Source organism: Oceaniglobus ichthyenteri (assembly GCF_003057885.1).
GTDB classification, from domain to species: domain Bacteria; phylum Pseudomonadota; class Alphaproteobacteria; order Rhodobacterales; family Rhodobacteraceae; genus Oceaniglobus; species Oceaniglobus ichthyenteri.
This window is the reverse complement of sequence record NZ_QAGK01000009.1, coordinates 110,937-134,666: the sequence shown is the minus strand read 5'-3', so window position 1 is coordinate 134,666 and position 23,730 is coordinate 110,937. Positions and strand designations below refer to the sequence as shown.

The following is a 23,730-nucleotide window of genomic DNA, read 5'->3' as shown; positions in this document are numbered from 1 at the left end:
TGCCCATCTGCCTATGCAAGGGCCGCATCTGCCCCCTAATAACCGAGGCCGCGCCGTGGACACGCCCAAAAGCTTTCAGGAAATCATCTTGCGGTTGCAAACCTATTGGGCGGCCCAAGGCTGTGCCGTTTTGCAACCCTACGATCTCGAGGTTGGGGCGGGCACGTTTCATCCGGCCACAACCCTGCGCGCACTTGGCCCGGTGCCATGGGCCGCCGCCTATGTGCAGCCTTCGCGCCGCCCGACCGATGGGCGCTATGGCGAAAACCCCAACAGGTTACAGCATTATTACCAGTTTCAGGTGGTGATCAAACCATCGCCCCCCGATTTGCAGGATTTGTATCTTGGGTCACTGGCGGCGATTGGCATTGATATGGCGCTGCACGATATCCGCTTTGTCGAGGATGACTGGGAATCACCCACTCTGGGCGCCTGGGGTCTGGGATGGGAGGTGTGGTGTGATGGCATGGAAGTATCGCAGTTTACCTATTTTCAACAGGTGGGCGGGCATGATTGCCACCCGGTTTTGGGCGAACTGACCTATGGGTTAGAGCGTCTGGCGATGTATGTTTTGGGCATTGATCACGTGATGGACATGCCGTTCAACGCCCCCGCCGCGCCGATTCCGCTGACCTATGGCGATGTGTTCAAACAGACCGAACAGGAATATTCCCGCTGGAATTTCGATGTGGCCGACACCGACACTCTGTTGCAACATTTCAAAGACGCCGAAGCCGAATGCGCCCGCATCCTTGCCGCGCCGGCGGATGATCCGACAACCGGCAAACGTATTGTGATGGTACATCCGGCCTATGACCAATGTATCAAGGCGTCGCATTTATTTAACCTGCTTGATGCGCGCGGCGTGATTTCGGTGACAGAGCGCCAAGCCTATATCGGGCGGGTGCGCACCTTGGCCAAGGCCTGTGCCGATGCATATTTGCAAACGCCCCAAGGTGGCTGGGCGGCATGATAGGCAAAATCCTGGGAGGATTCATTTTGGTCACTGCGCTGATTGCCGGTGTGACAATGTATTACCTGCAAGTGTACGGGTTTTACGACGAAGTTGAATTCACGCCCGACGATATAAAACTGACGGTTCTGGCCACAGGCACACCCGAACCGATTTTGGTTGAGGGCTTCAAAGGCATTGACGCCGACAGTTCGCCCTTGCGGTTTCGCGGCTGTTTCACCACCCCGATGAGCCAGGGCATGTTGACCGAAACCTATGTCACCTATGACGCTGCCGAACCTTTGGTGGCGCCCGGCTGGTTTGAGTGTTTCGATGCAGCGGCAATCGGCAAAGCACTGGAAACCGGCGAGGCAATCGCGTTTCTCAGCCAATCCAATATCGAATACGGTGTGGATCGGGTGATTGCGGTGTTTGATGATGGCCGCGCCTATGCCTGGCACCAGTTGAACAACTGTGGCGAACGCCGTTATGACGGCACCGATGTTGGCCCGGCCTGTCCGGACCGCGACTGACCCTTAGCAAGAAGGCCTTGAAATGGCAGATCTTTTGATCGAACTCCTGTCCGAGGAAATTCCGGCCCGTATGCAGGCCAAGGCGGCGGCCGATCTGAAACAGCGCGTCACCGATGGTTTGGTCGAGGCGGGCCTGACCTATGCCTCGGCAGGGGCATTTCATACGCCGCGCCGCCTGACTTTGTCGGTCGAGGGCCTGTTGGCCACGGCCCCGGCGCAGCGGGAAGAACGCAAAGGCCCCCGTGTCGATGCGCCCGAAAAAGCAGTCGAGGGGTTCTTGCGTTCAACGGGCCTGAGCCGTGATGATCTGCAAATTCGCGATGATAAAAAAGGCCAGGTTTACATGGCCATCATCGAAACGCCGGGCCGGGCCGCAGATGGCATTGTTGCCGAAGTTCTGGAAAAGGTCGTGCGCAATTTCCCATGGCCAAAATCCATGCGCTGGGGCGCGGGTGATTTGCGTTGGGTCCGCCCTTTGCAATCGATCCTGTGTATCTTAAGCGATGAAAGCGGGCACCGGGTGGTTGAGTTAAATATCGACGGTACACGCGCGGGCGATGTGACTCGCGGTCATCGTTTCATGTCGCCGGGTGAGTTTTCTGTCGCAAATTTCGATGATTACGCGGCGAAATTGAAACGCGCCCATGTGATTCTGTCGGCCAAGGATCGCGCCGATCATATTTGGGCGGATGCGACAAATCAGGCCTTCGCCAGCGGCCTTGAGGTGGTCGAAGACCCCGGTTTGCTGGCCGAGGTCGCGGGTTTGGTCGAATGGCCCGTGGTATTGATGGGGGAAATCGGGGCTGATTTTTTACACTTGCCGCCTGAGGTGTTGCAAACCTCAATGCGGGAACATCAAAAGTTTTTCAGCGTAAAAGACCCAAAATCGGGCCAGATTGTTCGATTTGTGACAGTTGCCAACCGCACAACCGCCGATGAAGGCGCAACAATCCTTGCCGGAAACCAAAAGGTGTTGTCGGCCCGCCTGTCAGATGCGCGGTTTTTCTGGGATAACGACCTGCGCATCGCCAAATCCGACCTGGGTCAATGGGTTTCGGCATTGGAAACCGTCACGTTCCATAACAAACTTGGCACAGTCGCCGACCGCATGGCGCGGGTATCCGCCTTGGCGCGCGAAATTGCCCCGCTTGTGGGCGCAGACCCCGATCAGGCCGCCCTTGCCGCCAATCTGGCCAAGGCCGATCTGCAATCTCAGATGGTGGGTGAATTCCCCGAACTTCAAGGTCTTATGGGGCGATATTACATTGCCGAGGCGGGCCATCCCGCTGATGTCGCAGCCGTGGCGCAAGAGCATTACGCGCCCTTGGGCCCGTCCGACCAAGTGCCAACCGCGCCTTTGTCGGTGGCCGTGGCGCTGGCCGATAAGTTGGATATCCTGGCCGGATTCTGGGCGATTGATGAGAAGCCAACCGGCAGCAAAGATCCGTTTGCTCTTCGCCGGGCGGCTTTGGGGGTTATTCGGTTGATACTTCACAACAAGCTTGATCTAGATCTGCTGGCTTTGGTGCGTCGTGCATTGGTGCCGTTTGCGACCAAATTGGAAAATACAGCTTTTGAGCTTTTGAGCTTTATTCATGAGCGGATGAAAGTGAACCTACGAGACTCTGGGTTCCGTCACGATGTTATTGATGCGATACTTGGCCTAGATAAGGGCAACAATAATCTAACGTTTATTTTAAGCAGGGCGCATGCTTTGTCAGAAATGCTTAAAACCGACGATGGCGAAAACCTGCTGCAGGGGTTCAAACGTGCCAACAACATTCTGGCGCAGGCGGAGGCGAAGGATGGCGTGGAATATTCCTATGGGGCCGATGTGAAATTTGCCGAAACCGATGCGGAAAAAGAACTGTTCGCGGCGCTGGATCGGGCGGAAACCGTTATAGCCCCGGCAATGCAGGCCGAGGATTTTGCAACCGCCATGTCGGCCATGGCAGCCCTGCGCGCGCCGATTGATGGGTTTTTCAACGCAGTTCAGGTGAATGCCGAAAGTCAGATCATACGCCGCAACCGTTTGAACCTGCTTAGTCGGATCCGCACGATCTGCCTTGGGGTTGCTGATTTGAATCGGATCGAGGGCTGATCAACGCGATGTAAACCTTGCATGACCGGGCAAGGCCGCTATCCTGCGCGCAATATTGGAGCGCCGCAGTGCAGAAACATGTTGATATCAAAGGTCAAACACTGATCACGCCCACGGCGCGGATCAGCGCACAGGCTCATGGCGGCAGGGCGAAATGCCTGCAAAGGTTGATGCGCATGGATCTGCCCGTGCCGCCAACCATCGCTCTTGATTTTGAAACGGTCCGCAAAATTGCAGCGGGCGATATGCCGGATCTTACCGGGGTGTTCGCGGCCTTGGGGCGGGATTCTTTGGTGTCGGTGCGACCGTCGGGCGAAGTGTCCGATTGGGGCGGGCCGGGCGCAATCCTGAATATCGGGATGAATGCGGCACAGCACGCCCGCCTTACCGAACAGATCGGGCTTGAGGCGGCGGATGCCTTGTATGTTCGATTTATACAATCTTATGCAATACTTGTCGCGCGTTTGGATCCCGAAATATTCGAATTGTCCAATCCTGCAAACGGCGAAACGATCCGCGCGTTGCTTCAGGCGTTCGAAACCGAGCTGGATGAGCCATTTCCACAAGAGCCTGATCGCCAATTGTACGATGTTCTGCGCTCAATGGCTCGCGCCTGGGAGGGGACATCGGCGCGCCTGTTGCGTCAGGCCAAAGGCGCGCCCGTGGATGCCGGGCTGGGCCTGGTGGTTCAACAGATGGCCTTGGGCGTTGGCAAAACCCTGAACGGTGAATGTGGGTCGGGCGTTATTCAGTTTGTTGATTCGGCAACCGGCCAACCACAGGTCACTGGCCGGTATCTTAGCCAATCGCAGGGCCGCGAGGCATTGGTGGGCGCGGCGCGCGGTTTGTACCTGACCCAAGATCCCCGCGGCGCGTCGCTAGAGGAGTTGTGCCCAGAGGTGTTTGCCCAGCTTATTGAGTATGGCGCACAATGCCGCGTTCGTCTGCGCGAAGAAATGCAGATTGAATTCACCATCGCTGGCGGCAAGTTGTATGTTCTGGACGCAATCCGGGTCGCCCGCGCGGCGCGGGGTGCGGTGCGCATTGCCGTGGCTTTGGCCCGCGATCAGGTAATATCACACGATGAGGCCGTGTTGCGGGTGGACCCGACCGCCTTGTCCGATTTGTTGCACCCGCAGGTTGATCCGGCTGGTCCGCGCGACAGTTTTGCCCAGGGAATCGCCGCCAGTCCGGGCGCGGCAACGGGACGTTTGGTGTTCACCTCGCGTGCCGCACAGGCCAGCGCGGCCCGCGAAGAGCCGTGCGTTTTGGTGCGACGCGAAACCAAACCCGACGATGTGCGCGGCATGTTGGCGGCCGCCGCTGTATTGACGGAAAAGGGCGGTGCCACCAGTCACGCGGCGGTTATTGCGCGTGGTCTGGGGCTGCCGTGTGTTGTGGGGGCGTCGGGGATTCGCATTGATCTCAAGGCGCGCACGCTGACCGGCGATCATGGCCGCACTTTTCATGAGGGTGACATCGTGACGGTGGACGGGACGCGGGGCATGGCGCTTGTCGGTGCGGCGCGCCTGTTGGAGCCGACTTTGGACGATGCCTTTCAATCGCTTTTGGGCTGGGCGGATGAGGCCCGCGATATCGGCGTGCGCGCCAATGCCGACACCAAGGCCGAGGCAGAAATGGCGCGACGTTTTGCAGCCGAAGGAATAGGGCTGTGCCGTACCGAACATATGTTTTTCGAGGCCGAGCGGATGACAATCATGCGCGAGATGATCTTTGCCGAGCGCCCCGAAGATCGGGCCGCGGCACTGGAACGGCTGCTGCCGGTCCAGCGGGCGGATTTTAAAGAGCTGTTTGAAATCATGACCGGCCTGCCGGTGTGTATTCGCCTGCTTGATCCGCCATTGCACGAATTTCTGCCCAACGGGCGCGAAGGTATGTTGGGGCTGGCCGAGGCGCTGGATCTGCCCCTCGCGCAGGTCACCGCGCGGGTAGAATCCCTGCGCGAGGTGAACCCGATGCTGGGCATGCGCGGCGTGCGGTTGGGGATAACCGTGCCCGAAATTTATGACATGCAAGCCCGCGCAATATTTGAGGCCGCCGTGGCCGTGGGCGGCACAGTGGTGCCCGAGGTGATGATCCCGCTGGTTTCGGCACGCCGCGAAGTTGAGATTGTAAAACAACGGGTTGACGCGGTTGCGGCGGCTGTGCGTGCGGAAACCGGCGTTGATTTCACCTATCGTCTGGGGGTGATGGTGGAAACCCCGCGCGCTGCGTTGCGCGCCGGCGAAATCGCCGAAACGGTCAGTTTCCTGTCTTTTGGTACCAATGATTTGACACAGATGACCTATGGTTTGTCGCGCGATGATGCGGGGCGCTTCATGATGTCCTATGTTCAAAAGGGCGTGTTTATCGAAGACCCGTTTTTGCGTCTGGACGAAGACGGCGTTGGTGAGCTGTTGATGCTTGGCGCCGAACGGGGCCGCGCCAGCCAGCCCGATGTCACCCTTTCGGTGTGTGGCGAACATGGCGGTGATCCGGCCAGCATCGCGTTTTGTCGGGCGGCAGGGTTTGATTATGTGTCGTGTTCGCCGTTTCGCGTGCCTATGGCGCGGCTTGCGGCGGCGCATCTGGCGATTCGCGACCGGGCGGCGCAGTTTTCCAAGCCAGACTGAGAGTTCATAAAATTCGACTTTAATTCAGCGGGTTAGCCCGTGGGCTTTCCTGTGCGGCGCATTTGGTCTAAAGACACTGCGCTTGCAGCTTTGTGCGCGTCGGGGTGACGGTGTCGCAAGGCACCCTCAATGCCAGGAGGCAGAATGAAACATCCACAGATGCTGTGGGCGGTCGTGATGTGCATGGCGGCATTTGCCCACGCACCAGCCCAGGCCGATCTTGTCTTGTCCGAGCGAAATGACCCCTCTGTGCGGCTTGAACAACAGCTTAGCGGTTTGTTGGGACCGCAAAGCGCAGTTTTGCAGCCGCAGCGCGAAAATCTCCTGACCCGTCTTTTTGCGCCTGCGCCCAAGCCCGACATGCCTGCATCAAACCTGCAGATTTCGAAAAACATGTTGTCTGCATTGCCACCGGCATCGGGCGGCGCCGACTGGCGTTGTCTGGCCGAAGCGCTGTATTTCGAGGCACGCGGCGAGCCGGTAAAAGGCATTTTCGCAGTTGCCGAAGTGATCCTGAACCGGGTTGACAGCGCCCGCTTTCCCGACACGGTCTGTGGCGTCATCCGTCAGGGAACAGGCCGCAAATACCAGTGTCAGTTCACCTATACCTGCGATGGCAGCCCCGAACAGATTCACGAACCGCGGGCTTGGCAAAAAGTTGGCAAGGTGGCGCGCCTGATGCTGGACGGTGCGGCGCGCGGTCTGACCCACGGGGCCACCCATTACCACACCCGCGCCGTGCGCCCCCGTTGGAGCCAGGTATACGCCCGGACCATTTCAATCGGCGTGCATCATTTCTATCGCAAAGGCTGAATTTTGCGCGCCCCTGTCCGGCGCGCAACCTTGCTCTGGTCGGGCCGGTGATGGTGGGTTATGGCACAAACGCCGACGAACATGAGGAGCGGGCGATGACATCGGATGTGACACAGGCCTTTGGCCATCCCGAAATGCGCGCACGTGCGACCGGATCGGCGCGTCTGGCCGACCGTATTTCGCTGCGCGATCATATTGTAACCGTTGAAATCGGCGCATTCCAACAAGAGCGTGGTACCACCCAGCGCGTGTGTTTCAATCTGGTGGTCGAAGTGGCCGATCATGACGGCGCCAGCGATGATGACGTCGACAAGATCCTGTCGTATGACACGTTGACCGATGCCATCGCTGCCGAACTGGCCGCCGAGCGGTTGAACCTGCTGGAAACATTGGCCGACCGCATTGCCAAACGCATTCTGACCCAACCCCAGGCACAGCGGTGTTTTGTGCGGATTGAAAAACTTGATCGTGGGCCGGGCGCGTTGGGGGTGGAAATCGTGCGCGAACGGGCCGATGCGCCCGAAGTGGCGGCAAACCCGGATTCTGATTTGCACCCCGTGGTGGTGTACCTGTCGCAAGCGGCGCTGGCGGCACCGCATTTATCAAAATGGATCGCGCAATTGGACGAACTGCCATCGCCCGTCGTGTTGTGCGTTGATCTGCCCCAAGGCACCGTGCCAACATCGGATCAGACGATGGCGCAGCGTCGCATTGATCTGTTGGCGATTGAACAAAACGCCTGGGTCTTGGCGGGGCGCGATCCGCGCTGTGTCGTGGTTCAAACCCGAACCGAGCTTGACTGGGCGATGAAGAACAAGGCACTGACTGTTTGGGCGCCGTCAAAACTTGTGTTGGACAGTGTCGATCGCCCCGATGTGGTGTTGCGCGACAGCCCGGCCCTGGCGGCATGGTTTGCCGGGCAAATGCAGGCTGAGCGGCTGATCGTGATCGGTGATCACACCGGTCAGCAGGCACACTGCCCGGTGTATCGCCATGATCCGACCGATGCCGTTCTGCCCACGGACTAAAGCCCAAAGGACACCGCGCATGACCAGTTATTTCCGGCCCTTGGTTCAATTCGGCCCCAGCCAACCCAAGACGGCGCTGCCGCTGGCGGGGGGGCCGATGTGGTTCAGTCAGGCAATGTGTCACCGCCGGAATGCATTGCCCGAGTGCGTCGATTTGCATGACATTCCCAAGGATGTGCTGCACCGGCTGACGGCTGCGCGCGCGCCGTTTTCCACCCTTGCCCTTGATCAGCCGCGGCTTATGGGCATTTTGAATGTCACCCCCGACAGTTTCTCTGATGGTGGCCAATTTCATGCGCCTGCTGACGCCATTGCGCAGGCGCGAATTTTGGCGCGCGATGGTGCCGATATTATCGATATCGGGGGTGAATCCACGCGGCCGGGGGCGGAAATCATTCCGCCCGACATTGAGATCGCCCGCACGGCACCCGTGATACGGGCCATTCGTTCGGATTTTGGCGGCCTCATTTCCATTGATACCCGCAAGGGCGATGTGGCCCGTGCCTCCTGTGATGCGGGGGCGGATATTGTAAATGATGTGTCTGCCCTCACCTTTGATGCGGCGATGGCAGGGATGGTGCGCGAATTTGATGTGCCGATCTGTCTGATGCATGCCCAAGGCACGCCTGAAACCATGCAACACGCCCCGCAATATGATGATGTGGTGCTGGATGTATACGACAGCCTGGCGCGCCGGGTTGAATGGGCGGTATCGGCGGGCGTTCGCAGAGACAAGATAATCATTGACCCGGGCATCGGATTTGGCAAAACCTTGGAGCACAATCTGACGTTACTGGCACATTTGTCGTTATTTCATGGGTTGGGCTGCGCCATTTTGCTTGGCGCATCGCGCAAACGGTTTATCGGAACCCTGGGCGGCGCCGAAAATCCCCAGGGGCGCGCGGCGGGATCTGTGGGTGTTGCCCTGGCCGGGGTGGCGCAGGGCGTGCAGATTTTGCGCGTGCATGATATGGCCGAAACCAAACAGGCGCTTACCCTTTGGTGGGCCGCAACAACAGGAACCAGCGCATGACCCGTAAACTATTTGGCACCGATGGCGTGCGTGGCACAGCCAACACACATCCGATGACGGCTGAATTGGCAATGCGCCTGGGTGCGGCGGCGGGGCGGTATTTTCGCCAAAGCGATAAGGGCGTGCACCGGGTGGTGATTGGCAAAGACACGCGTCTGTCGGGTTATATGTTTGAAAACGCGCTGACGGCCGGGTTCACATCGACCGGGATGAACGTGTTTCTGCTGGGCCCGGTGCCGACACCGGCGGTTGGTATGCTGACACCGTCCATGCGCGCCGACGTTGGTGTGATGATTTCGGCCAGCCATAATCCTGCTGTGGACAATGGAATCAAATTTTTTGGCCCCGATGGGTTCAAACTGTCGGATGATGCCGAGGCCGAGATTGAAGCCATGGTCACCTCTGGTGTGCAACCGGCACAGGCGCAGAACATTGGCCGGGCCAAACGCATTGACGATGGCCGGTTCCGATATATTGAACGGATCAAGGCGACGCTGCCCCAGGGTATGCGGCTGGACGGAATCAGGGTTGTGATCGACTGTGCCAATGGCGCAGCGTATAAAACGGCGCCCGAGGTTTTGTGGGAACTGGGCGCCGATGTTATACCGGTTGGGGTGCACCCCAATGGCCACAACATCAATGAGGGCTGTGGGTCCACCAATGTGGCGGCGGCGGCGGAAACTGTGGTTGCCCATGGCGCCGATGTGGGCATCTGTCTGGACGGCGATGCCGACCGGGTGATGATTCTGGACGAAAACGGCGATGTCGCCGATGGCGATCAGATCATGGCGCTGTTTGCCTCACGTTGGGCGCGTCAGGATCGATTGGCAGGCAATACACTGGTCGCGACCGTGATGAGCAATCTGGGACTTGAGCGGTATCTGACCGCGCAACGGATTGATCTGCACCGCACCGGCGTTGGTGATCGTTATGTCGTTGAAGAAATGCGCAAAAATGGCTTTAATCTGGGCGGAGAGCAATCGGGCCATATCGTGATGACCGACTATGCGACCACGGGTGACGGGCTGTTGGCCGGGCTGCAATTTCTGACCGCGATGAAACAGACCGGGCAGCGCGCTTCGCACCTGCGCAACGTGTTTGAGCCGGTGCCGCAATTGTTGAAAAACGTGCGTTTTGCAACCGGGCAACGGCCACTGGAAGCCGAAAGCGTGAAAGCCGCCATCGCCCAGGCCGAGTCTGATTTGCGCGGCAAAGGCCGGCTTTTGATCCGTAAGTCCGGAACTGAACCGCTGATCCGCGTCATGGCGGAATGCGAAGACGAAGCAATGCTGAAAAGGGTTGTCAGTGACATCGTAGACGAGGTGCAATCTGCCGTCTGATGTTGTAAAAGTATAACTCAGCCCGGATTTTATGGGCTGAATACCCGCTTATTGTGCGATTTTGAAAAGTCGTCTCAGGCTTGACCATTGGCTGACCAGCAGTCCGAGCAGGATGATTGCCAATGCGGCATAAAACCGTAACGATAGGGTTTCTGCCAAAAGCCAGGCGCCGAAAAACACCGACCACAGTGGCACCTGATAGTTCACCAGCGTCATGAACACCGCCCCGGCGCTGCGAATGATCTGTGTGCGCAACACGGCGGCCAACGCGGTGGGGCCAACGCCCAGCACCACAATCGCCCAGCCCGGAACACCCGGCACCCATCCGGGCACACCGTCAACCCACAGCATTAGCGGCACCAACACAACGCTGCCCACCAAAAGCTGTATCGCCGACAGCGCCACAGAGTCCACCGGGGGACACCGGCGGGTCATGATTGACGCAACGGCATAACACAACGCCGCGCTCAGGCAGGCAACCTGACCTAAGGATTCCAAAGCGCCCGTGCGTAAATTGGCCAGCCCGGGGCCCATCAACACCAATGCGCCAACAAACCCCAGAATGACACCGATTGTCTTGTGAAAACCAAGCGTTTCGTCGGAAAACACATGCGCAAGGGGCAGAACGAACAAGGGCACAGCCGCCATCGCCAGCCCCGCAAACGCCGATGGAACGTATTGTTGCCCCCAACTGAGCAACACAAAAGGCACAGCCGACGTCAGCAGGCCGATCGGCACAGCAATCGCCCAAACCGCCGGATTACGTGGAAAAGGCCGCCGCAAAACAAAGGTGAGGCCCACCAACGCGACAGCACCCAATGTGGTGCGGGCCGTGGCCACCGTGATCGGGCCATAGCCGCGCAAGGCCAGTTCGATCATCATGAATGTGCCGCCCCAGATCAGCCCCAGAACAAGAATTGAAAGCCAATTCTTGACTGTGGGTTCGGAGCTGACACCCGTTTCGGCGGCTGAATGTGCAGCGTCGTTAAGGGGGCGATCTGACATGGGTTGTCTTTTCAATGCGCTGCTGCCTGACGGTGTCGCCATCGCACACCGGCGGGCGGACCATCAAAAAGGCACCGCCAATGGCGGTGCCTTTCATCGTATGGTCTGGATCAGTTCTTGTCTTTGTCGACCATGCGGCCTTCGGAAATCCACGGCATCATTGCGCGCAGTTTTTCGCCAACTTTTTCGATCTGGTGCTCGTCGTTCAAACGACGGGTCGCCTTGAACATCGGCTGACCGACCTGATTCTCCATCATGAAGTCGCGCACGAACTTACCGGTCTGAATATCGCTCAGAACTTCTTTCATCCGCTTTTTGGTTTCTTCATAGGGCAGAATGCGGGGGCCGCTGACATATTCGCCATATTCGGCCGTGTTGCTGATCGAATAGTTCATGTTGGCGATGCCGCCTTCATAAATCAGATCAACGATCAGTTTCACTTCGTGCAGGCACTCGAAATAGGCCATTTCAGGCTCGTATCCGGCCTCGACCAGAGTTTCAAAGCCCATGCGGATCAGTTCGACCAGGCCACCGCACAATACGGCCTGTTCGCCGAACAGATCGGTTTCACATTCCTGGCGGAAGTTGGTTTCGATGATCCCCGAACGTCCGCCACCAATGGCCGAGCAATAGGACAGGCCGATTTCCAGCGCCTTGCCCGATGCGTCATTATCTACCGCCACAAGGCAGGGCACGCCGCCGCCTTTGGTGTATTCGCCGCGCACGGTGTGACCGGGGCCTTTGGGCGCCATCATCAACACATCGACGCCGGGCTTTGGTTCGATCAGGCCGAAATGCACGTTCAAACCGTGGGCGAATGCGATTGCGCTGCCTTCTTTCAGGTTGTCATGAACGTATTTCTTGTATGTTTCGGCCTGCAATTCGTCGGGCATGGTGAACATGATCAGGTCGCACCAGGCGGCAGCCTCGGCAATGCCCATAACCTTCAGGCCCTCGCCTTCGGCCTTTTTCGCCGAAGGCGAGCCTTCGCGAAGGGCCACAACAAGGTTTTTCGCGCCTGAATCGCGCAGGTTAAGGGCGTGGGCGTGGCCCTGGCTGCCATAGCCCAGGATCGCGACTTTCTTGTCTTTGATCAGGTTGATGTCGCAATCACGATCATAATAAACGCGCATGATATTTCCTCTGGTTGCTGTTTGGCGGTGACCATATGCGGCAGGTCAGGGGAAGGCGAGGGGGTGTTTTTCGGAAAAGTAGGGTGATAGGGTTGGATTCATGCGTTGTTCAGATTATTTAAGGGTAATTCATGCTTGATGACATTGATCGCCGTCTGCTGCGCCATCTGATGGCCGATCCTGATATGGCCACCACCGCGCTGGCGGCACGCGCGAATGTCAGTGGTGCCGTGGCCGCGCGCCGTCTTGTCCGCCTGCGCGACACAGGTGCGATAAAAGGGGTTCGCGCGGTGATTGATTGGGCCGCTCTTGGGTATCAGGTTGAGGTTTCGTTGCGCTTTACCCTGGATAAAACCGTTTCATCCGCGTTTGATGATTTTCTGGCCGCCGCGCGCAAGGTGCCCGAAGTTCTTGAAATTCAAACCTTTCTGGGACGCGTCGATGTGCGTTTGTCGATTATCGCGCGGGACATGGCCCATTATCAACATATCTATCGTACCAAGATTCTGGCGCTGCCTCATATTGCCGATATCGAATCCCTGATGGATGTGGCGCGGATCAAATCCGCCGGGCAGTTGCCCATATGACCCCTGATGCCACCGATTGGGCGTTGTTGCGCCTGCTGGATCGCGACGCCACCCAACCGGCCAGCGTTCTGGGCCGAAAACTGGGCCTGTCGCAACCGGCCACCTGGCGGCGGATACAGCGCCTGGAACAGGCGGGCGTGCTGACTGGGCGACGGTTAGAGGTGGATCTGGAAAAGCTGGGTTTTGGCGTCACCGTATTTTTGGGCGTGAAACTGGCCACCAAAGGCCGCGTCAGCCTTGAGGATTTTGAACGTGCGGTGACGGCGATACCCGAGGTTCAGATGGTTGTGCATGTGCTGGGCCTGTATGATTATCGGTTGCGCGTCGTGGCGCGCGATCTGGCCGATTTCGAAAGGGTGCTGCGCCGCCGGATCATGACATTGCCGGGCGTCGGCGATGTTGAGGCCAACGTCCTGCTGAGCGAAGAGCGGTTGGCGGGGCCGATTGAATAACCGGGTTTCCGAAAGGCGCATGAACCAGGGTGATTGGATGGGGCTGCGCGCAAAATAGGCTTTGCCCGAACGGTCGGGGCGGGCTAACTCTTTTACAGATAAGAAGGAGTTTTGAACATGGCAGCCCTATTGCCCGACGTCGATCCCGATGGATTGCTTGAATATTCGGTGGTTTTTACCGACCGGTCCCTGAACCACATGAGTGCGGATTTTCAGGGGGTCATGCGCGATATTTCTGATCTGTTGAAAGAAGTCTATAACGCCGATGCCGTTGCCCTGGTGCCCGGTGGCGGCACCTATGCGATGGAGGCTGTGGCGCGCCAACTGGCCACCGACAGCAAGGTGATGGTGATCCGGAACGGTTGGTTTTCCTACCGTTGGACGCAGATTTTCGAGGCGGGCGTCACCCCGGCAGAAGAAACCGTGATGATGGCGCGCCGCACCGGCAATGCCGCCGATGCGCCCTTTGCCCCGCCGCCGATTGACGAAGTCGTTGCGAAAATCAAGCAAGAGCGCCCCGACGTTCTGTTTGCGCCCCATGTCGAAACCAGCTCGGGCATGATTCTGCCCGATGATTATCTGCGCGCAGTGGCCGATGCGATGCACGATGTCGGTGGCTTGTTTGTTCTTGATTGTATCGCGTCGGGCTGTGCCTGGGTCGATATGAAGGCGACCGGTGTTGATGTGTTGATTTCCGCACCTCAGAAGGGCTGGTCGGCATCGCCATCGACAGGGTGCGTGATGATGAACGCGGCGGCGGTTGAGCGGGTGAAGGCCCGTAAATCCACGTCGTATGCTGTGGATCTGGGCAAATGGTTGTCGATCATGGAGGCGTATGAAAACGGCGGTCATGCCTATCATTCCACCATGCCGACCGATGCGTTGAAAGGGTTTCGGGATGCCATGCGTGAAACCCGCGACATGGGATTTGGCGCGCTGAACGATGCCCAGTGGGAACAGGGAAATGCGGTGCGCGCCGCCCTCGCAAAACGCGGTGTAAAATCGGTTGCCGCCGAAGGGTTTGGCGCGCCCGGTGTGGTGGTGGCCTATACCGACCGCGATGATGTGCAAAACGGTAAGGCATTCGCGGCCTTGGGCATGCAAATTGCTGCGGGTGTCCCTTTGCAGGTTGGCGAGGGGTCTGCCTACAAAACCTTTCGCATTGGCCTGTTCGGGTTGGACAAATTGAAAGACGTGCCAGCCAGCGTGGCGCGATTGGAGGAGGCGTTGGATCAGGTGTTCTGATTCAGCGGTCCCAGTCCGGCGCGCATTATCGTGCGCCGGATCGGGGCAATATCATGCACCTGCCGAAGCCCGGCAAGGCGCAGTGCCTGAACCGGGGCCGCATCGGATTTGCAAACCCGATTGAACAGGTCAATCACAGCGGCCCGGCCTGAAATATCCTTGGCCCGGGCCGTTTCGTAGATGCGCAAACCTTCGGGCGCGCCCGGATCGGGCGAAAGTGCATCGAGCAACGCCGAAACATCGTGTAACGACGTGTTCAACCCCTGCGCCCCGATGGGGGGTAAGACATGGGCAGCTTCGGCAATCAGGGCGGTGCGACGTGCTGTCAGGGCCTGCGCGGTTTGCGTGACCACCGGCCACATCCGGCGCGGGCTGATCGGGCGCATGTCGCCCAGTATATGACAGGCGCGCAGGGTCATTTCGGCGCCAAAATCAGCATCGTTCAATCCGTACAATTCCAGCGCGCGTGCGCCGCCGTTCATCCATACAATCGCCGATGCAGGCGCACCTTCATGATCGGGAAGGGGGACGGTGGTAAATGCGCCGCCGGAATTATAAATCTCGGTCGATACGTCATGGTGCGGGGCCGTGTGCGTGGCAACAAAGGCCAGAACCTTTTGGCCATAGCGCCTTGTTTTCATTGTTATCCCGGCAGCGCGCGCCACGGACGACGCGCGCCCGTCCGCGCCCACGACAAGGCGCGCGGTGATCCGGCTGCCATCGCTCAGATCTGCCCGCACTTCGTCATCTCGCGCCAGCATCCCGGCAAATCCAACGCCCAGCCGCAATGTGATGCCGGGCGTTTCGGCCAGATCGTCGGCCAATGTGGCGCGTGTGCGCCAATTCGGCAGGTTCCAACCAAACACGTCTTCTTCCAGATCGGCGGGTTTGAACACCCGGCGGTCGGTTTCAACCGGGGGCCAGCCGGTGCTGTCGATCACCTGCAGCGCGCGCAATGGCGTTGCATGGGCCGATAACACATCCCACAATCCAAGTTTGTCAAACAACACCCGGGATGGTTGCAGAAATGCGGTAGAGCGCAAATCCGACCCGTCTGCCTCGGCAGTCTGAACCGGCGGACTTGGATCAACGATTGTGACGGTCAGGCCCTTTGCGGCCAACCCGGCGGCGGCGACCAGACCGGCGATGCCGGCCCCCGAAATCAAGACGTCTGTGTGTGTCATGATGGTATATCTGACGTTCTTTGCGCGGCGCACAAGGTGCCGTCGATCACCTGCGACAGAAAGCCCGTCAAATCATCGGTGTGATGGTGGATATGGGGGCCTGCTCCGCGTTCAGGGGCCACGTGAACCGTTGCCATGCCCATGGAATGGGGTTCGATCAGGTTCCGCTCGTCATCCTCAAACATTGCGGCACTGGTGGGCGATAACCCATCCTGGGCAATGATCGCATCATACGCGCCGCGTTCCGGTTTCGGTTTGAACCCTGCATGTTCAACGCCGTAAGTTGCATCAAACAAACCGGAAAGCCCACGCGCGGCCAGAACCCGCTCAGCATAGGCGGCACAGGCGTTGGTAAACACAATCCGGCGACCGGGAAGTGCCCTGATATGCGCGGCCAAGGCGGGATCGGGCGCCAGACGATCAAGGGGAATATCGTGAATGTGGGTCAGATAGGCGGCCGGATCAAGCCCGTGTTCGCGCATCAGGCCACTTAGTGTGGTGCCGTATTGTTGCCAGTACTGCACCCGCAAACGCCCTGCTTCGGCCTCGGTGACGTTCAGCGTGTCGGTGATCCAGCTGATGATCCGCGGATTCATCAACCCGAACAGATCGGCCGCTGGCGGATACAGCGTGCGATCCAGGTCAAAAACCCAAGTGGTCACGTGAGAAAAAGCATCGGTGCGCATGCTCTGTGCCTAGCGCGCCGGGCGGGGCTGCGCAATGGTGCGCTTGATCCTCGGTGCGCTGCAACGCTAGGATAAAATGACACAGGAGTGAGATACTTATGGCGGAAAATCGCAACGGGCAGCGGGATGCCTATCTCTTGATCCTTGAGGCGATTGACGTTGGTGTCTATCGCCCGGGCGACAGATTGGTGGAAAGTGAGCTGGCCGAACGGTTTGGCGTCTCACGCACCCCGATTCGCGAGGCGCTGCAGCGGTTGGAAACCCAAAGCATGCTGACCCGGGATGGACGGTCATTGATTGTGGCGTCGCTGGATCACAATCAACTGGCCGAACTATATGTGGTACGAACAGAGCTGGAGGGTTTGGCCGCGCGTCTGGCCGCGCGACACGCAACCGACGAAGAGGTGCGCGTGCTGCGCTCGATGGTAAAGGAAGATCACGCATTGCTTGGTGATCCGTCGGCTTTGGCCCGGGCAAACCGGCGGTTTCACAAACAGATCCATCTGGCCAGCCATAACCGATACCTGGTGCAACAACTGGATCTGGTACATCGGTTCATGGCGCTGTTGGCAACCACGTCGCTCGCGGTTGAGGGGCGGGGCGAAATTGCGTTGGCCGAACATGACCGGATCGTTGCCGCGATCGAAGCGGGCGATGGCGATGCGGCATATGAGGCACTGAAGGCCCATATTTCCAAGGCATTTGAAACACGGCTGAAAGTGGTTTCGGTTACGTCAGAGTTTCCTTAGCTGGGCTGGGCGTTTCAGACAGATGCCCATGCATTGTCTTATCCCAGAAGAACGGTTTGGTCATGATCTCAAACGCTGCCTTAAGCGCGGCGGCCGTTGCCAGAGCGTGATAAATCGACAGTGTGGGTGCCCATGCCATCAGCCCCCGATCACCCTTTGCATAAGCGCCCAATATCCAGACCGACCAATGAATAAGCGCGGCCCCGCCGAGTGACCAAGACAAAACCGTTCCCAAACTGCCCGACATTTGCGCGGTCCAGGGGTGTGGAAGGCCAAACAAAATCAGGACAAAGGCCCAAAGCAGAGGCGCGGTCAGCACGCCCAACAAGCTGCCCAGAAACAAAAGCTGCATGCCCCAAAACCCACGGCCACCCAGATCACGATAAAGGGTGACCGGATTTCGCATATGAACGAAATATGTCATCGCATAGCCTTTGATCCAGCGGGATCGCTGACGCACCCATGGCCAGGGGTGGCAATTCGCCTCTTCCAAGGTGACACTGTCCAACAGGTCGGTTCGATATCCCCGACGTGCCAATCGCAGGCCCAAATCAGCGTCTTCCGTAACATTGTGCGAATCCCATCCGCCCAATGAGATCAGCGCGGATTTTCGAAAAAACAAGGTTGTGCCGCCCAAGGGTAAGGCCAAACCCAAATGCGCCATCCCCGGCAACATGATGCGAAACCACGTCGCGTATTCGATCGTAAAACACCGCGCCATCCAGTTTTTTCGCGGGTTATAATAATCAAGCCGCCCTTGCAGGCAGGCAACCACCGGGGGGGCACGTTGAAACTGCGCAACAGCGGCGCGAATTTGATCCGGGTCTGGCGCATCTTCGGCGTCATAAACCCCGACAATATGGCCCCGGCAAAAATCCAACGCATAGTTCAAGGCACGCGGTTTGGTTTGCACCTGACCCCTTGGCACGATCAATGTGCGCATCGTCGCGGGCAATGTGCACTGGGCCAGCGTGGCTTGGGTGATTGCATCGTCTTCTTCCACCACCAGCAGGATTTCCAACTGTTCCGGTGGATAATTCAGTCGTGACAGCCGTTGAATAAGGCATTTGGCAATGTGTTTTTCGCGAAACAGCGGAACCATGACAGACACCGGCACGATACGACAGGTCTGCGCGATGGGTTCGGTTATACGACCGCGCCGCAATAGCCAGATTGCAGCCATCGAAACCGCAAATACCGTGTTTATCGCCAGAATGGCCAAGGCAAGGACAGTCAGGGCCGACAGCGTCACAATCGGCATGATGAGTAACGCCAGACACAACAGCACGCACAGGCCGCCGCCGCCCCAAACCAGACGTTTGCCGGAAAGCGTGCGGCAACTTTCGGTGCTTTTTGTACGGCGTTCTGCGTTGCGCGCCAAGGCGCGTTTGCGGGTGGTTAGAAGTGCCGCGTAAAGTTCGCTTTGGCTTGATACCACCATTGAAACAGGGCCGAGTTCTTGTTCCAAAATTGGCCGGATCATATGAAACCGGCCCGGATCAGAGGTGGTGACAACGGCGGTTGCGCCTGCTTTTGCGATGGGCAAAACACCGTGTACCGCACAAAACTGCGCCCCGATCTGTTCGATCAGCGCGGTGTTTACCGGATAATCCGCAGGATCAATTCGAATGGCGCCAAACTGTGCGGCCAGCGTATTGTATAGAGTGTTTTCATCGATATCGCCGTTTTGACACAGGATCATGCCCAAAGGTGCGCCAGATTCGGCCTGATGTACGAGCGCAAGCCGCAATGCAGAGGGCGTGATCTGCCCCGCCCCCAAGAGCAGCGCGCCCAATCGGCCCCTTTGTTGCGCAGCACCGCCGCCGTCAGGCCCGAAATCCGGGTCTGTTGGCGACGGAATAATGCGCAATGACTGGTTCACCCTGGCCCTTTCCGCTCAGAATCCTGTTCCGAACATTAAGGCCAAGGAGGTTAACCGGCGGTTAACATGTGTCTGTCAGGCCGCATCCATGGCTTTGGCAAACCGTTCGAACAGGTAATAACTGTCTTGCGGTCCGGGGCTGGCCTCGGGGTGGTATTGAACTGACCAGATGGGGCGGTCCTGCACGCGGATGCCACAATTGCTGCCGTCAAACAGGGACACATGGGTTTCCTTGACCCCGATTGGCAAGGATTGACTGTCGACGGTAAACCCATGGTTCATCGACGTAATTTCAACTTTTCCGGTTTCTGTGTCTTTCACCGGGTGATTTGCGCCGTGATGGCCATGGTTCATTTTGACCGTGCGCGCACCAAGTGCCAGGGCCAACATCTGATGGCCCAGACAAATGCCGAAAATCGGCATATCGCTGCGCTCCATCACCTGTTGGATCATCGGCACGGCATAAACGCCGGTTGCTGCCGGATCGCCAGGTCCGTTGGACAGGAACAACCCATCGGGCGAAAGGGCAAGCACATCGTCAGCGGTGGCCGAGGCGGGCAAAACTGTCACATCGCACCCGGCACTTGCCAGACACCGCAAGATGTTACGCTTTGCGCCATAATCTATCGCGACCACTTTGTGGCCGGGTGTTGTGCGCTTGGTATAGCCTTCGGGCCAGGCCCAGCGCATTTCATCCCAACGATAGGATTGCGCACAGGTGACCTTGGCGGCCAAATCCGCGCCTTCCAGGCCTTGAAACGCGCGAGCGGCGGCAACCAACGCCTCGACGTCGAAATCACCATCGGGGTTGTGGGCCAGGGCGACATGAGGCGCGCCCTGTTGGCGAATAGCGCGGGTCAGACGCCGGGTATCAACACCGCCCATGGCAATGCGTCCGCGCTTTTCCAACCAATCGGGCAGGGTGCCCATGGCGCGCCAATTGCTTGGTTCGGTCGGATCCCATTTGACGATCATGCCATCGGCCACCGGATCGGAGGATTCATCGTCTTCGGGGGTGATGCCGGTATTGCCGATATGAGGAAAGGTAAACGTCACAACCTGACCCGCATAGGACGGATCGGTCATGATTTCCTGATACCCGGTCATGGCGGTGTTGAAACACAGCTCGGCGACGGTTTGGCCCGTGGCACCAAAGCCCTGGCCATAAAACAGCGTACCATCGGCCAACGCAAGGCAGGCAGTGGGGCGGGGCGACTGGGCCATGGGGCAACCTCCGGAAAATTGGGTAAATCTGGCGCAAACTAGTTGGCCTGTCGCGGCGGGTCAAGGGGGCAGGGGGAATTGAAAATCGTTTTTAATCAATTGGTTATGCCGTTCAACGTTGGTTGTCATGGTTCAACCTTTGCCGTATTATACCAACTTGGACCCAAACCAGGACTGAGGCAGGACATGGACCTTCGTACCCAGATTACCGAAGCGCTGAAATCTGCGATGAAAAACAAAGAGACACAGCGGCTGTCGACTCTGCGTTTGATCAATGCGGCGATCAAGGACCGCGATATCGCCCTCCGCGGTATGGGCGAAGGCGATGAAACCCAGGTGGGTGACGCCGAAGTGCTTCAGATCCTTGGCAAGATGGTGAAGCAACGTCAGGAAAGTGCGCGCGCTTATGAAGAAGCCGGGCGTCTGGAATTGGCAGAGCAGGAACTGTCGGAAATTGTCGTGATCCAAGGGTTCCTGCCTAAACAGCTGAGCGACGAGGAAGTTGACGCCGCCCTGGACGCCGCAATCGCCAAGACTGAAGCCAGCTCGATCCGGGATATGGGGAAGGTGATGGGTGTTTTGAAAGCAAAGTACACCGGCCAGATGGATTTTGGCGCGGTTGGCGGTAAACTCAAGGCGCGTTTGGGCTGATCCGGGTGGCGTGAACCAAGCTCACGCAACATATCAATCCGTCATTCGTCGGCAAACCCGGGATGTGAAAGCCGCCCCAAAAGGCGGTTCAAATCACCATACAAGACCTGTCGTTCTTCGGGTGCAAGAAACGCGCCCAATTCCACCTCACGTCCGGAGCCGGACAGGGTTATATATTTCTCAACCGGTCCACCGGTTTCAATCAATTTGACCCGCACCCAAAACGGATTGGCCGACCATCGCTGTTCCGCGCCTTTTGGGTTCGAGCGCACGATTTCGATTCGATCTGTCCACAGGGTCAGATCCTCTCGCAACTGGGCGCTGGTATAGCTGCGTTCCAGAAAATACCACAGCAGCCACACCGCCCCCATGGTAAACGGCAAAAGCCCCCACAAGATCGGCGAGCCGAGTAACGGGATCACGGGCACCATGATCATCACAAACGCAAATCCGATTGCGATCGCCATACCTTTGCGTGGCAAGGATCGGTGTGGCCACAAGACAGCGTGGGCCAAGGCATGGTCAGTGCTGCCTCGGTTTGTAAAATCAGTTTTGTCGGGGTCTTGATCCCAGCGTAGGGGCATGGGGCGCTCACTTGATTTGCAAAAAAAAGGGCCCCGGCGAAATGCGGAGCCCTTTGGATCACCTGCCCAATGGGCGTCGGATCATTCCTTTAATGACCGGGCTGCTTGTCCCACTCGCTCTGCTTGGGGAGCGTTTCAAACGTATGCTCGGGCGGTGGGCTGGGCAAAGTCCATTCCAACGTATCGGCAAATTCGTTCCACGGATTCGCGGGCGATGTGCTCGGTTTGGTGATCAACACCCAGAACAAAACTCCGATGAAGAACAGGAACGAAGCGAAGGACAGGAAGGCGCCCCAGCTTGAGACATAGTTCCACAGCGCGAAAGCATCGGGATAGTCGATATAACGGCGTGGCATCCCCTGACGACCCAGGAAGTGTTGTGGGAAGAAGGTGATGTTGGTGCCGATAAAGAAGGTCCAGAAATGGATCTGCCCGGCCCATTCGGGAATCATCTTGCCCGACATTTTCGGGAAGTAAAAATAGATCCCCGCGAAAATGGCAAACACCGCGCCCAGCGACATCACATAGTGAAAGTGCGCCACGACATAATAGGTGTCGTGATAGGCCCGGTCGATCCCGGCCTGGGCCAGAACAACACCGGTAACGCCGCCCACGGTGAACAGGAACAAAAAGCCAAACGCCCACATCATGGGAACCTTGAACTCAATCGATCCGCCCCACATGGTGGCAATCCAGCTAAAGATCTTCACACCGGTGGGCACCGCGATAACCATGGTGGCCAGCATGAAATAGCTTTGCTGTGTCAGGGACATACCGACCGTGTACATGTGGTGCGCCCACACAACAAAGCCCAGGCCACCAATCGCGATCAGCGCCCAAACCATCGGCAGATAGCCAAAGATCGGCTTGCGCGCGAAGGTGGCGATCACGTGGCTGATGATGCCAAAGCCCGGCAAGATCACGATGTACACTTCGGGGTGACCAAAGAACCACAGGATGTGCTGATACAACACCGGATCACCGCCACCGGCGGGATCAAAGAATGTGGTGCCGAAGTTACGATCGGTCAGCAACATGGTGATTGCGCCGGCCAGAACGGGCAGGGCCAAGAGAATCATCCAAGCCGTGACAAAGATCGACCATGAGAACAGTGGCACCTTGAACAGGGTCATTCCGGGTGCGCGCATGTTCAGAAATGTGGTGATCATGTTGATCGCGCCCAGGATCGAACTGGCGCCCGAAACGTGAACCGCGAAAATCGCCAGATCCATCGAAAAACCACCTTCGTTGGTGGACAGCGGCGGATACAAAACCCAACCCACGCCGGATCCGGCCTGGTCATTGCCACCGGGGGCCAGAACCGAAGAAATGGCCAACAGGGTGCCCGCAACGTACAACCAGAACGACAGGTTGTTCATCCGTGGAAACGCCATATCCGGCGCGCCAATCTGCAACGGCATGAGATAGTTGCCAAAACCGCCAAAAAGCGCCGGAATGACGACGAAGAACATCATCAGGATCCCGTGGCCCGTGATCAACACGTTCCACAAATGGCCGTTGGGCGTACAGTCTCCGGCAGCGGCGGCCGTCATCCGCGCGCCTTCCATACACATATATTGCACACCCGGTTCCATAAGCTCCATGCGCATGTAAACCGTAAAGGCCACCGCGATGAAACCGGCGAAACCGGATACGAAGAGGTAAAGGATACCGATGTCTTTGTGGTTCGTGGACATGAACCAGCGGGTGAAAAAACTCCGCTCGTCGTGCCCGCCGTGGCCATGAACGGCTGCGTCGGCCATATGATGTCTCCTGGTTCCCGAAATTATTGCCAGCCGCGCGGATGATCGCACGGGTTTGGGAATCCTTTTAATGCCAAATTGGGGCCGGGGGCAATGTTACACCTTGCCGCGCCATGGAAAAATTGTCGTGCGCTGGGTGTATTTGTGAAAAA

At 58.1% G+C, this 23,730-nt stretch carries 21 protein-coding genes; 13 read left to right on the top strand and 8 right to left on the bottom strand.

The genetic code is table 11. The features are described from left to right. Positions 1–13 precede the first annotated feature (13 nt). The 8 genes from C8265_RS14165 to glmM all read left to right on the top strand — a co-directional run bounded on the left by C8265_RS14165 (position 14) and on the right by glmM (position 10,433). Complete coding sequence (locus C8265_RS14165) at positions 14–973, top strand: glycine--tRNA ligase subunit alpha (RefSeq protein WP_108484669.1); 960 nt, start codon at positions 14–16, stop codon at positions 971–973. Continuing rightward, positions 970–1,485 (top strand): DUF6446 family protein, encoded by a 516-nt coding sequence (locus tag C8265_RS14160; protein WP_206050342.1) that lies wholly within the window; start codon positions 970–972, stop codon positions 1,483–1,485. Before C8265_RS14165 ends, C8265_RS14160 begins: the two co-directional genes overlap by 4 nt. Positions 1,486–1,507: 22 nt before the next feature. Then, positions 1,508–3,586 carry a glycine--tRNA ligase subunit beta gene (glyS, locus tag C8265_RS14155; RefSeq protein ID WP_108484668.1) on the top strand — a complete coding sequence of 693 codons (2,079 nt, stop codon included), beginning with the start codon at positions 1,508–1,510 and terminating at the stop codon, positions 3,584–3,586. Between the two features lie 68 nt (positions 3,587–3,654). Next, positions 3,655–6,219 (top strand): putative PEP-binding protein, encoded by a 2,565-nt coding sequence (locus C8265_RS14150; RefSeq protein WP_240611093.1) that lies wholly within the window; start codon positions 3,655–3,657, stop codon positions 6,217–6,219. Positions 6,220–6,363: 144 nt separating this feature from the next. Then, the gene (locus tag C8265_RS14145) at positions 6,364–7,032 is read left to right on the top strand and encodes a cell wall hydrolase (RefSeq protein WP_240611092.1); all 669 of its coding nucleotides are present in this window, start codon (positions 6,364–6,366) and stop codon (positions 7,030–7,032) included. 95 nt (positions 7,033–7,127) lie between these two features. Next, a complete protein-coding gene (locus C8265_RS14140; protein ID WP_108484698.1) occupies positions 7,128–8,060 on the top strand; it encodes a dihydroneopterin aldolase in 933 nt (310 codons plus the stop codon). A gap of 19 nt (positions 8,061–8,079) precedes the next feature. Further along, a complete protein-coding gene (folP, locus tag C8265_RS14135) occupies positions 8,080–9,093 on the top strand; it encodes a dihydropteroate synthase (protein WP_108484666.1) in 1,014 nt (337 codons plus the stop codon). After that, a complete protein-coding gene (gene glmM / locus C8265_RS14130; protein ID WP_108484665.1) occupies positions 9,090–10,433 on the top strand; it encodes a phosphoglucosamine mutase in 1,344 nt (447 codons plus the stop codon). Before folP ends, glmM begins: the two co-directional genes overlap by 4 nt. 48 nt (positions 10,434–10,481) lie before the next feature. Here the strand turns inward: glmM and C8265_RS14125 are convergent, their stop codons facing one another. Together C8265_RS14125 and ilvC are read right to left on the bottom strand one after the other, a co-directional pair. Continuing rightward, positions 10,482–11,438: a DMT family transporter gene (locus C8265_RS14125; RefSeq protein WP_108484664.1), complete on the bottom strand. Its 957-nt coding sequence runs from the start codon at positions 11,436–11,438 to the stop codon at positions 10,482–10,484. 110 nt (positions 11,439–11,548) lie between these two features. After that, positions 11,549–12,571 (bottom strand): ketol-acid reductoisomerase, encoded by a 1,023-nt coding sequence (ilvC, locus tag C8265_RS14120; RefSeq protein WP_108484663.1) that lies wholly within the window; start codon positions 12,569–12,571, stop codon positions 11,549–11,551. A 131-nt stretch (positions 12,572–12,702) separates the two neighbouring features. On the opposite strand from ilvC, the gene C8265_RS14115 reads away from it, so the two are divergent. From C8265_RS14115 to C8265_RS14105, 3 genes are all read left to right on the top strand, one after another. Beyond that, on the top strand, positions 12,703–13,158 hold the full coding sequence (locus C8265_RS14115; RefSeq protein ID WP_108484662.1) for an Lrp/AsnC family transcriptional regulator: 456 nt from the start codon (positions 12,703–12,705) through the stop codon (positions 13,156–13,158). Continuing rightward, positions 13,155–13,610 carry an Lrp/AsnC family transcriptional regulator gene (locus C8265_RS14110; protein WP_108484661.1) on the top strand — a complete coding sequence of 152 codons (456 nt, stop codon included), beginning with the start codon at positions 13,155–13,157 and terminating at the stop codon, positions 13,608–13,610. Before C8265_RS14115 ends, C8265_RS14110 begins: the two co-directional genes overlap by 4 nt. Positions 13,611–13,727: 117 nt before the next feature. After that, positions 13,728–14,855, top strand: coding sequence for an aminotransferase class V-fold PLP-dependent enzyme (locus C8265_RS14105; protein WP_108484660.1), 1,128 nt, complete (start codon positions 13,728–13,730; stop codon positions 14,853–14,855). Here C8265_RS14105 and C8265_RS14100 read toward each other — a convergent pair. Together C8265_RS14100 and C8265_RS14095 are read right to left on the bottom strand one after the other, a co-directional pair. Then, a complete protein-coding gene (locus C8265_RS14100; RefSeq protein ID WP_108484659.1) occupies positions 14,843–16,039 on the bottom strand; it encodes an FAD-dependent monooxygenase in 1,197 nt (398 codons plus the stop codon). The genes C8265_RS14105 and C8265_RS14100 overlap by 13 nt on opposite strands. Continuing rightward, complete coding sequence (locus tag C8265_RS14095; RefSeq protein ID WP_108484658.1) at positions 16,036–16,725, bottom strand: pyrimidine 5'-nucleotidase; 690 nt, start codon at positions 16,723–16,725, stop codon at positions 16,036–16,038. Before C8265_RS14095 ends, C8265_RS14100 begins: the two co-directional genes overlap by 4 nt. A gap of 98 nt (positions 16,726–16,823) precedes the next feature. Between C8265_RS14095 and C8265_RS14090 the strand changes: the two genes are divergently transcribed. Then, a complete protein-coding gene (locus C8265_RS14090; protein WP_108484657.1) occupies positions 16,824–17,474 on the top strand; it encodes a GntR family transcriptional regulator in 651 nt (216 codons plus the stop codon). Here the strand turns inward: C8265_RS14090 and C8265_RS14085 are convergent. Together C8265_RS14085 and carA are read right to left on the bottom strand one after the other, a co-directional pair. Further along, the gene (locus tag C8265_RS14085) at positions 17,455–19,356 is read right to left on the bottom strand and encodes a glycosyltransferase family 2 protein (protein WP_108484656.1); all 1,902 of its coding nucleotides are present in this window, start codon (positions 19,354–19,356) and stop codon (positions 17,455–17,457) included. The genes C8265_RS14090 and C8265_RS14085 overlap by 20 nt on opposite strands. A gap of 75 nt (positions 19,357–19,431) precedes the next feature. Continuing rightward, on the bottom strand, positions 19,432–20,580 hold the full coding sequence (carA, locus tag C8265_RS14080) for a glutamine-hydrolyzing carbamoyl-phosphate synthase small subunit (protein ID WP_108484655.1): 1,149 nt from the start codon (positions 20,578–20,580) through the stop codon (positions 19,432–19,434). A 186-nt stretch (positions 20,581–20,766) separates the two neighbouring features. Between carA and C8265_RS14075 the strand changes: the two genes are divergently transcribed. Continuing rightward, complete coding sequence (locus tag C8265_RS14075) at positions 20,767–21,231, top strand: GatB/YqeY domain-containing protein (protein ID WP_108484654.1); 465 nt, start codon at positions 20,767–20,769, stop codon at positions 21,229–21,231. A 41-nt stretch (positions 21,232–21,272) separates the two neighbouring features. Here C8265_RS14075 and C8265_RS14070 read toward each other — a convergent pair whose 3' ends face one another. Continuing rightward, positions 21,273–21,731: a DUF2244 domain-containing protein gene (locus C8265_RS14070; protein WP_276308504.1), complete on the bottom strand. Its 459-nt coding sequence runs from the start codon at positions 21,729–21,731 to the stop codon at positions 21,273–21,275. Between the two features lie 173 nt (positions 21,732–21,904). Further along, entirely contained in the window at positions 21,905–23,578 is a 1,674-nt protein-coding gene (ctaD, locus tag C8265_RS14065) for a cytochrome c oxidase subunit I (RefSeq protein WP_108484652.1), read from the bottom strand. Positions 23,579–23,730: the final 152 nt, after the last annotated feature.

Excerpts from the sequence above, each read along its gene's own strand:
- C8265_RS14075 (WP_108484654.1), top strand. The coding sequence starts at position 20,767 with ATGGACCTTCGTACCCAGATTACCGAAGCGCTGAAATCTGCGATGAAA.
- carA (WP_108484655.1), bottom strand. The coding sequence starts at position 20,580 with ATGGCCCAGTCGCCCCGCCCCACTGCCTGCCTTGCGTTGGCCGATGGT.
- C8265_RS14115 (WP_108484662.1), top strand. The coding sequence starts at position 12,703 with ATGCTTGATGACATTGATCGCCGTCTGCTGCGCCATCTGATGGCCGAT.
- ilvC (WP_108484663.1), bottom strand. The coding sequence starts at position 12,571 with ATGCGCGTTTATTATGATCGTGATTGCGACATCAACCTGATCAAAGAC.
- glyS (WP_108484668.1), top strand. The coding sequence starts at position 1,508 with ATGGCAGATCTTTTGATCGAACTCCTGTCCGAGGAAATTCCGGCCCGT.
- C8265_RS14140 (WP_108484698.1), top strand. The coding sequence starts at position 7,128 with ATGACATCGGATGTGACACAGGCCTTTGGCCATCCCGAAATGCGCGCA.
- ctaD (WP_108484652.1), bottom strand. The coding sequence starts at position 23,578 with ATGGCCGACGCAGCCGTTCATGGCCACGGCGGGCACGACGAGCGGAGT.
- C8265_RS14090 (WP_108484657.1), top strand. The coding sequence starts at position 16,824 with ATGGCGGAAAATCGCAACGGGCAGCGGGATGCCTATCTCTTGATCCTT.
- C8265_RS14100 (WP_108484659.1), bottom strand. The coding sequence starts at position 16,039 with ATGACACACACAGACGTCTTGATTTCGGGGGCCGGCATCGCCGGTCTG.
- C8265_RS14145 (WP_240611092.1), top strand. The coding sequence starts at position 6,364 with ATGAAACATCCACAGATGCTGTGGGCGGTCGTGATGTGCATGGCGGCA.
- C8265_RS14125 (WP_108484664.1), bottom strand. The coding sequence starts at position 11,438 with ATGTCAGATCGCCCCCTTAACGACGCTGCACATTCAGCCGCCGAAACG.
- C8265_RS14105 (WP_108484660.1), top strand. The coding sequence starts at position 13,728 with ATGGCAGCCCTATTGCCCGACGTCGATCCCGATGGATTGCTTGAATAT.
- C8265_RS14165 (WP_108484669.1), top strand. The coding sequence starts at position 14 with ATGCAAGGGCCGCATCTGCCCCCTAATAACCGAGGCCGCGCCGTGGAC.
- glmM (WP_108484665.1), top strand. The coding sequence starts at position 9,090 with ATGACCCGTAAACTATTTGGCACCGATGGCGTGCGTGGCACAGCCAAC.
- C8265_RS14160 (WP_206050342.1), top strand. The coding sequence starts at position 970 with ATGATAGGCAAAATCCTGGGAGGATTCATTTTGGTCACTGCGCTGATT.
- C8265_RS14110 (WP_108484661.1), top strand. The coding sequence starts at position 13,155 with ATGACCCCTGATGCCACCGATTGGGCGTTGTTGCGCCTGCTGGATCGC.
- C8265_RS14095 (WP_108484658.1), bottom strand. The coding sequence starts at position 16,725 with ATGCGCACCGATGCTTTTTCTCACGTGACCACTTGGGTTTTTGACCTG.
- folP (WP_108484666.1), top strand. The coding sequence starts at position 8,080 with ATGACCAGTTATTTCCGGCCCTTGGTTCAATTCGGCCCCAGCCAACCC.